9 protein-coding genes, 1 pseudogene and 1 riboswitch are annotated in these 7,745 nt (G+C 76.1%); of the genes and pseudogenes, 2 read left to right on the top strand and 8 right to left on the bottom strand.

Going from position 1 to position 7,745, the window contains the following annotated elements:
* Positions 1-541 (bottom strand): annotated as a pseudogene (locus DKT69_RS31150) (hypothetical protein); the annotation flags it as partial.
* A gap of 13 nt (positions 542-554) precedes the next feature.
* On the opposite strand from DKT69_RS31150, the gene DKT69_RS31145 reads away from it, so the two are divergent.
* Positions 555-1,520, top strand: a complete 966-nt coding sequence (locus DKT69_RS31145) for a hypothetical protein (protein ID WP_109805007.1) — start codon at positions 555-557, stop codon at positions 1,518-1,520.
* A gap of 50 nt (positions 1,521-1,570) precedes the next feature.
* Here the strand turns inward: DKT69_RS31145 and thiC are convergent, their stop codons facing one another.
* From thiC to thiE, 7 genes are all read right to left on the bottom strand, one after another.
* Positions 1,571-3,163, bottom strand: coding sequence for a phosphomethylpyrimidine synthase ThiC (thiC, locus tag DKT69_RS31140; protein ID WP_109805006.1), 1,593 nt, complete (start codon positions 3,161-3,163; stop codon positions 1,571-1,573).
* Positions 3,164-3,180: 17 nt separating this feature from the next.
* Positions 3,181-3,969 (bottom strand): bifunctional hydroxymethylpyrimidine kinase/phosphomethylpyrimidine kinase, encoded by a 789-nt coding sequence (thiD, locus tag DKT69_RS31135; protein ID WP_109805005.1) that lies wholly within the window; start codon positions 3,967-3,969, stop codon positions 3,181-3,183.
* Positions 3,966-4,583: a thiamine phosphate synthase gene (locus tag DKT69_RS31130; RefSeq protein WP_109805008.1), complete on the bottom strand. Its 618-nt coding sequence runs from the start codon at positions 4,581-4,583 to the stop codon at positions 3,966-3,968. The genes thiD and DKT69_RS31130 overlap by 4 nt, the downstream gene beginning before the upstream one ends.
* Positions 4,584-4,654: 71 nt before the next feature.
* Positions 4,655-5,434 (bottom strand): thiazole synthase, encoded by a 780-nt coding sequence (locus DKT69_RS31125; RefSeq protein WP_109805004.1) that lies wholly within the window; start codon positions 5,432-5,434, stop codon positions 4,655-4,657.
* On the bottom strand, positions 5,431-5,631 hold the full coding sequence (thiS, locus tag DKT69_RS31120) for a sulfur carrier protein ThiS (RefSeq protein ID WP_109805003.1): 201 nt from the start codon (positions 5,629-5,631) through the stop codon (positions 5,431-5,433). Before thiS ends, DKT69_RS31125 begins: the two co-directional genes overlap by 4 nt.
* Complete coding sequence (gene thiO, locus DKT69_RS31115; RefSeq protein WP_109805002.1) at positions 5,622-6,713, bottom strand: glycine oxidase ThiO; 1,092 nt, start codon at positions 6,711-6,713, stop codon at positions 5,622-5,624. The genes thiS and thiO overlap by 10 nt, the downstream gene beginning before the upstream one ends.
* Positions 6,707-7,333 carry a thiamine phosphate synthase gene (gene thiE / locus DKT69_RS31110; RefSeq protein ID WP_109805001.1) on the bottom strand — a complete coding sequence of 209 codons (627 nt, stop codon included), beginning with the start codon at positions 7,331-7,333 and terminating at the stop codon, positions 6,707-6,709. The genes thiO and thiE overlap by 7 nt, the downstream gene beginning before the upstream one ends.
* Positions 7,328-7,436: riboswitch (TPP riboswitch) on the bottom strand. Its footprint overlaps the gene before it by 6 nt.
* Before the next feature lie 120 nt (positions 7,437-7,556).
* Between thiE and DKT69_RS40285 the strand changes: the two genes are divergently transcribed.
* The coding region (locus DKT69_RS40285; RefSeq protein ID WP_236648465.1) for a hypothetical protein at positions 7,557-7,745 on the top strand (189 nt) is incomplete at its 3' end.

Raw genomic sequence — 7,745 nt, 5'->3', positions numbered from 1 at the left:
AGGTAGCGCCGCTCGAGACGGCGACCCCCCGCCCCTCGACCCAGGTCACGGCACCCAGGCCAGGAACGGCGACCGCCGATTCCTCGGTCGAGACAGCGGCATCCGCTCCCTCGGCCGGCACGGCGAGGACCGCGCAGTCGGCCGGGACGGCGATGCCCGCGGCCGACGTCGAGACTCGTGACCCGGGGGTCCCGCTGTCGGCCGGCACGCCCACGGACAGCGCGGCCACGCCCGATGTCGAGGCGCCGGCACGCATGCCGGAGACCGCCGCGCCCGGACCGGAAGCCGAGATGCCGGACGGGGTGGCCCCGGCCCGGTCGCCCGGTACGGCCGCCGACGGCCGACGGTCCCGGTCCGGCTCGTCCGCCGGGTCCCGGTCGGCCTCTGCGGCGTCGTCGACGAGCCGGCCGAAGCGGGCCCGCAAGCCGCGGTCGGCCGCCAGCGGGGCGGCCGGGCTGACGACCACCGCCCCGACGCCGACCTCGGCCGACGCCGCACCGGAGACCGGGCGCCCGACATCGAACGGCGCACCGGGCCGCACCCGCCCCACACCGTTGGCCGACCGGCCGGCCGACGTGGCGCCCTCCGTCGCCGGCACCGACCTGCCGACGGCCTTCTCCTCCTCGACACCGAGCGACCTCCCCTCGGCCACCGCGACCGGACAGTCGCCGACCGCCGATGCCGCCACCGGACGATCCCGTACCGGCGACCGGTCCACCGCCACCGGGCAGGCGCGTACCCCCGACCGGCCCACCGGCACCGATGAGGCCGCCGCCGCGGACCGGGCCGTAACCGCCGACTCGCCCGGCGCCGGCGGCTCGCCGGAGTCCGCGACGGACACCGGCGCGACCCTGCCCGCTCCACCGGCCACCGGCCCGGCGTACCTGTCGTCGGCGGCGCCCGACGACGCCCCGGCGGAGGCTGGGCAGGGCTGGTCGCCGCGCCCCCGCGGTCCGATCTTCGACGACGCCGCGGACCGGCGTAGTGACGTCCGGCCGGCCTGGCCGATCGCGCCCGCACCGGCCTGGCCGACCACCCCGCGACAGCCCGCCGCCCCGACCGGGTCCACGCCGGACGCCACCGCCGACGACGACGGCGGCACCCCGGCCGAGCCGGCGCCGCGTCCCCGGCACCGCGCGCTGCCCGACTTCGGCCGGGCGGCGAACTGGGACGCCCTGGCGAACGCGCGACGCGCGGCCGGGCCGAACCCGGTCGACCCGGCCGGTTCGCCCGTCCCCGCACCGGCCGACGAGCCGGAGCGGGAGACGGACGACCGGTCGCCGGCCGCGACCGACGGAGACGAGGAGTTCGACGCCGGGAAGTCCCGGCCCCGCCTTGGCCTGTTCCGCCGGAACCGGGCGAAGGGCGGCGAGGAGAGCACGCCGAACCGGAACAGCCGCGAGCCGGAGCCGGTGCCCGCGCAGGACGAGGAGTACCTCGACTGGGTCAGCGGGCTGGGTCGGCCCGCCCCGGACAGCGACCCCGGTTCGCTGCGTACCGGCCGGCACCACCGGGACTGACCGGCACGCCGGTCGGGCCGACCGCACCGGACGGCCCGGCCGGCGTGACCTCAGGCGAGCGGCAGGTAGACCCGACCGCCGGAGGACAGGAACTCCGCCGACTTGTCCCGCATGCCCCGGGCGGCGTAGTCCTTCAGCTCCTGGGTGATCTTCATGGAGCAGAACTTCGGCCCGCACATCGAGCAGAAGTGCGCGGTCTTCGCCGGTTCCGCGGGGAGCGTCGCGTCGTGGTACGACCGGGCGGTCTCCGGGTCCAGCGAGAGGTTGAACTGGTCGGACCAGCGGAACTCGAACCGGGCCTTCGACAGCGCGTCGTCCCAGGCCTGTGCGCCCGGGTGGCCCTTGGCCAGGTCGGCCGCGTGCGCCGCGATCTTGTACGCGATCACGCCCGCCTTCACGTCGTCCCGGTCCGGCAGCCCCAGGTGCTCCTTCGGGGTGACGTAGCAGAGCATCGCGGTGCCGAACATGCCGATCATCGCGGCGCCGATCGCCGATGTGATGTGGTCGTACGCGGGCGCGATGTCGGTGGTCAGCGGGCCGAGGGTGTAGAACGGGGCCTCGTGGCACCACTCCTGCTGGAGGTCCACGTTCTCCTTGATCTTGTGCATCGGCACGTGCCCCGGACCCTCGATCATCACCTGCACGTCGTACTCCCAGGCGACCCTGGTCAGCTCGCCGAGGGTGCGCAGCTCGGCGAACTGCGCCTCGTCGTTGGCGTCGGCGATCGAGCCCGGGCGCAGCCCGTCGCCGAGCGAGAAGGTCACGTCGTACTCCGCCAGCAGCGCGCACAGCTCCCGGAAGTGGGTGTAGAGGAAGTTCTCCTCGTGGTGCGCCAGGCACCAGGCCGCCATGATCGAGCCACCCCGGGACACGATCCCGGTGACCCGGTCCACCGCGAGCGGCACGTACGGCAGCAGCACCCCGGCGTGCACCGTCATGTAGTCGACGCCCTGCTCGGCCTGCTCGATCACGGTCTCCCGGAACACCTCCCAGCTCAGCTTCACCGGGTCGCCGCCGACCTTCTCCAGGGCCTGGTAGATCGGCACGGTGCCGATCGGCACCGGCGAGTTGCGCACGATCGCCTCGCGGGTCTCGTGGATCCGCTTGCCCGTCGACAGGTCCATCACGGTGTCGGCGCCCCACCGGGTCGCCCAGGTCAGCTTCTCCACCTCCTCCGCGACCGAGGAGGTGACCGCCGAGGTGCCGATGTTCGCGTTCACCTTGACCAGGAACGCCTTGCCGATGATCGCCGGCTCGCACTCCGGGTGGTTGACGTTCAACGGCAGCACCGCCCGGCCGGCGGCGATCTCCTCCCGGACGAACTCCGGCGCGACGCCCTCCCGGATCGCCACGAACTCCATCTCCGGCGTCACGATCCCGGCCCGCGCGTAGGCGAGCTGCGTCGGCCGCTTCCCGTCCGCGCCGGCCAGCGGCGTTCCCGCACCGCGTACCGGGGCCACGTCGCCGCGCTCGGCGATCCACGGGCCGCGCAGCGGAGGCAACCCCACCTCCGGGTCGGAGCCCGGCCCGGACGTGTCGTACAGCCGCAGCGGCGGGTTGTCCCCGGTCAGCTCCACCTCGGCGAACGGCACCCGGACGTCCGGCCGTGCCCCCTCGACGTAGACCTTGCGACGTGCCTGCATGACAGCCTCCCTGATGGTCAACGGGACCAGCCGAAGTGGTCCAGCGGGCCGCGTCCCGCGCCCAGTTCCCAACCCCGCCCGCCGGTCAGCGCGCGGGTGACGTACTCCTTGGCGGCGGCGACCGCGACCGGCACCGGGTCGCCCGCCGCCAGCCGGACGGCGACCGCCGCCGAGAACGAACAGCCCGTACCGTGATTGTGCCGGGTGGCCACCCGCGGCGCCCGCAGCAGCGTGGTCACCCCGCCGCCGACCAGCACGTCGACCGACTCGCCGGCCGCGTCCACGTCGCCGCCGGTCACCACCACGTGCGCCGGGCCGCCGGCCGCGAGCGCCTCGGCGGCGGCGACCATCTCCTCGACCGTGGTCACCGGGCGTCCGGTGAGGGCTGCGGCCTCCGCGCAGTTCGGCGTCGCCACCTCCGCGTACGGCAGCAGCCGCTCGACCGCCTCCACCACGCCGAGCCGGTGCCCACTGGTGGCGACCAGCACCGGGTCGACGACCAGGCGGGGCAGCCGCCCGGACCGCGCCGCGTCGGCCACCACCTCGGCGACCGCCGGGGTGCCGAGCATGCCGGTCTTCACCGCCCGTACGTCGAAGTCGCCGAGCACGCTGTCGAGCTGGTCGATGACCGTGCGGGGTGGCAGCGGCAGGACGGCGTCCACTCCCCGGGTGTTCTGCGCGGTGACGGCGGTGATGACGCTGGTGCCGTACGCGCCCAGGGCGGCGAAGACCTTGAGGTCGGCCTGGATCCCGGCGCCGCCGCCGGAGTCGGAGCCGGCGATGGTGAGCACTGTCGTGGGGGTCACTTCTGGTCTCCGGTGGTTGCGCCTGAGGGCTGCCGCACCGCCTTGAAAGCCGAGGTCAGCGTGGTGGCTGCCGCGGTCGGGTCTTCGGCGCGCATGATCGCGCCGAGCACCGCCACGCCCACTGCTCCCGCGCCGATGCAGGCGCGCACCTGGTCCGGCGTCTCGACTCCCCCCAACGCGAGGACCGGCACCGGGCTGACCTCGATCAGCTCGCGGAGTCCCTCGGGATGCAGGGGTGGGCCGTGGCCGGGTTTCGTTCTGGTAGGGAAGACGGGTGAGAGGGTGGCGTAGTCCTCTGTGGTGAGTCGGCGCAGTTCCGCCTGGTCGTGACAGGAGCGGCCGACGAGCCCACAGTTCGGCGGCGGGTAGGGGCCCGCGGCGGGCAGGTGGACGGCGTCGCCGCCGAGGGGGTCGGGGCCGGCGACGATCAGCGTGCCGCCGGCCTCGGCGAGCAGCGCGCGGAGTTCGACGGCGAGGGCGGCCCGTTCGGCGCGCGGAAGGTCCTTCTCCCGCAGCACCACCCGGCGCACTCCCCCGGCCACCGCCGCCGCGACCACCGCCACGAGCGGCCGCCGCGCCACCCGCCGGTCCGTCAGCACCACCACCCCCGACACCGCGGAAGCAGCCGGCGCCTCTGGCGGCCGCCGCGTACCGCGCTCCACGGTGACCGCGCCCGAGCTGCCGGTCACAGGTCCGGCCTTCCCTCGTCGGGGGTGGACGGGAGGGCGTGGAAGCGGCGCGGGATGCGGCCGGCGGCGTGGGCGAGGCGGCCGGCCTCCACGGCGTACCGCATGGCGGTGGCCATCGCCACCGGGTCGGCGGCCCGGGTGACCGCGCTGGCCAGCAGCACCGCGTCGCAGCCCAACTCCATGGCGAGCGCCGCGTCGGAGGCGGTGCCGATGCCGGCGTCCAGGATCACCGGCACGGCCACGCCCTGCCGGATCAGCCGGATGTGGTGCGGGTTCGTGACGCCCAGCCCGGAGCCGATCGGCGCGCCGGCCGGCATCACCGCCGCGCAGCCCACGTCGGCGAGCCGGCGGGCCAGGATCGGATCGTCCGAGGTGTACGGCAGCACGGTGAACCCGTCGGCGACCAGCTCCTCGGCGGCGCGCAGCAGTTCCACCCCGTCGGGCAGCAGCGTGCGCTCGTCACCGATCACCTCCAGCTTCACCCAGTCGGTGTCGAACGCCTCCCGGGCCAGGTGGGCCACCTTCACCGCCTCGGTGGCGGTGTGGCAGCCGGCGGTGTTCGGCAGCAGCTTCACCGCGCACCGGTCGAGCAGGTCGAGCAGCCCGCCGGCGCCGCCGGGGGCGGTGTCGACGCGGCGCAGCGCCAGGGTGACCAGTTCGGTGCCGGAGGCGCGGATCGCCTGCTCCAGCACGTGCAGGTTGGCCGCGCCGCCGGTGCCCAGGATGAGCCGCGAGCCGAACGTCGCGCCGCCGATCGTGAAGGTCACCGCGCTCACCCGCCCTGGGCGGCGCTGAGCACCTCGACCCGGTCGCCGTCCCGCAGCACCGTCGCCGGCCAGCCGCCGCGCGGCACCACCTCGCCGTTGACCGCCACCGCGAGCCCGCGCTGCTGGTCGGTGACCGCGCGGACCAGGTCCGCCACGGTCGACCCGCCGGGCAGGTCGCGCCCGGCGCCGTTCATGATCAGTTCCACGTCTCCTCCTCGGCGGTGAACCGGTCGGGTGTGCAGGGCGCCAGCAGCGGGTCCGCCTCGCCGGTGACGATCAGCTCGGTGACCAGGTCGGCGGTGACCGGGGTGAGCACGATGCCGTGCCGGTGGTGCCCGGTGGCGGCGAGCACGCCGGGCCGGCCGGGCAGCCGCCCGATGACCGGCGCGTTGTCCGGCGTACCGGGCCGCAGCCCGGCGGACGCCTCGACCAGGTCGTACTCGGTCAGCTCGGGCAGCAGGTCGACGGCGGCGCGGAGCAGCCGCAGCACCGCGCCGGCGGTCACCTCGGTGTCGGCACGCTCCTCGACGGTCGCCCCGACCACCACCTCGCCGGTGTCCCGGGGCACCAGGTAGACCGACTCGCCGTCCGCGTACCCCCGGATCACGTGCCGGAAGCCCGGCGTGCCGCGACCGGGCGCGCGGAGCCGAAGCACCTGCCCCTTCACCGGCCGGACCGGCAGCCCGGTGAGCGCCGCCGCCCCGCAGCCGGCCGCCACCACGGTGACGCCCGCGTCCACGTCGGACAGCCGGTCGACCCGGCCCAGCACCAGCGTCGCCCCGGCCTGCTCGGCCGCCGCCCGCAACGCGGCGACCAGCCGCCGCGGGTCGACCTGGTGGTCGCCGGTGGCGACCGCGCCGCCGCGCACCCGCGGCGCCAGCGCCGGTTCGCGCTCCCGCAGCTCCGACGGGCGCAGCGGCGTGATCGGCAGCCCCAACCCCTGCTGGTACGACCACAGCCGGCGCGCCTCGGCCAGGTCGTCGCCGGTCAACCCGACCACCAGCGTGCCCTCCGTGCGGTACCCGAATCCGGTGCCGGCGGCGTCGGTCAGCTCGGCGGCGAAGCCCGGCCAGCGGGCGGCGGACTCGGCGAGCAGCCCGGTCAGCTCGCGCTCCCCGAAGTACGCCTCGGCGACCGGCGCGAGCATCCCGGCCGCAACGTGCGACGCCCCGGAACCCGGGGCCGGATCGTGCACGACCACCCGCAGCCCCCGCGACGCGCAGCGCCAGGCGATCGCCAGCCCGACCGGTCCCGCCCCCACCACGGCGACGTCCGGTCGGGTCAGCACGTCAGCGCCCCGAGCAACTCGGCGGTGGCCCGGGCCGGATCCGCGGCCCCGGAGAGCGCTCCGACCACCGCCACCCCGTACGCCCCGGCGGCCCGCAGCGCCGGCACGCTCGCGGCGGTCACCCCGCCGATGGCGATCACCGGAACGTCCACCGCCGCGGCGACCGCGCGCACCCCGGCCGGGCCGATCGGCGCGGGCAGCCCGGTCTTCGTAGTGGTGGCGTGGCAGGGGCCCACGCCCAGGTAGCTGGCCCCGGCGGCGACCGCCTCGGCGGCGCTCCCCGGCTCCCGGGCGGTCACCCCGAGCACCGCGGCGGAGCCGAGCACCCGACGGGCCGCCCGCACCGGCAGGTCGTCCGCGCCGACGTGCCCGCCCGCGGCGTCGACCGCGAGCGCCACGTGCAGCCGGTCGTTGACCAGGCACGTCGCCCCGTACGGCCGGCAGAGCGCGACCACCCGGCGGGCCAGCTCGTACGCCTGGCGGTCGGTGGCGTCGTCCTCGACGCGGACCTGGACGACCAGCTCGGCGCGGGCAACCGGCAGGGCGGCCCGCAGCACGGTGAGCGGGTCCCGCCCCGGCCGGGTGTCGGTGATCAGATGCAGTCGTCCCACAGACGGCACGGCAACACTCCTCCCTGCGCCGGCATTACCCGGATCAGGTTCGACGGTCGGGGGCTTCAGCCCCCCTCTCAGCCCGGTGCACCGGGCTCCCGTGGGTTACTTGCGGCCTACCGTACGACGGACGGGCGGATCCGCCAAGGGCGGGGGTCCGCTTTTCCCACTGACCGTCCGGAGTCGACGGCAGGGGCAGCGGGTGACCGTCCGCTCACGCCATGCTGTCCGGATGCCTTCGGCCCCGCGCGTGCCCCGACGGCTGTCGTTCCTGCCGTCCCGCGGCAGTCGGGCCGTCGCCGACGGGCTGCTCACCTGGGCGATGGCGTGGTGGTCGGCAGCGCGAAATGCCCGGCCGCCCACGGTTGGGCGGCCGGGCACGGCGCGCGGCGGGGGGGTGCGGGCGGGGCAGCGGATGGCG

It is taken from the genome of Micromonospora sicca, from assembly GCF_003172935.1.
In the GTDB taxonomy this organism is placed as follows: domain Bacteria; phylum Actinomycetota; class Actinomycetes; order Mycobacteriales; family Micromonosporaceae; genus Micromonospora; species Micromonospora sicca.
This window is presented reverse-complemented; position numbering and strand designations above follow the sequence as displayed.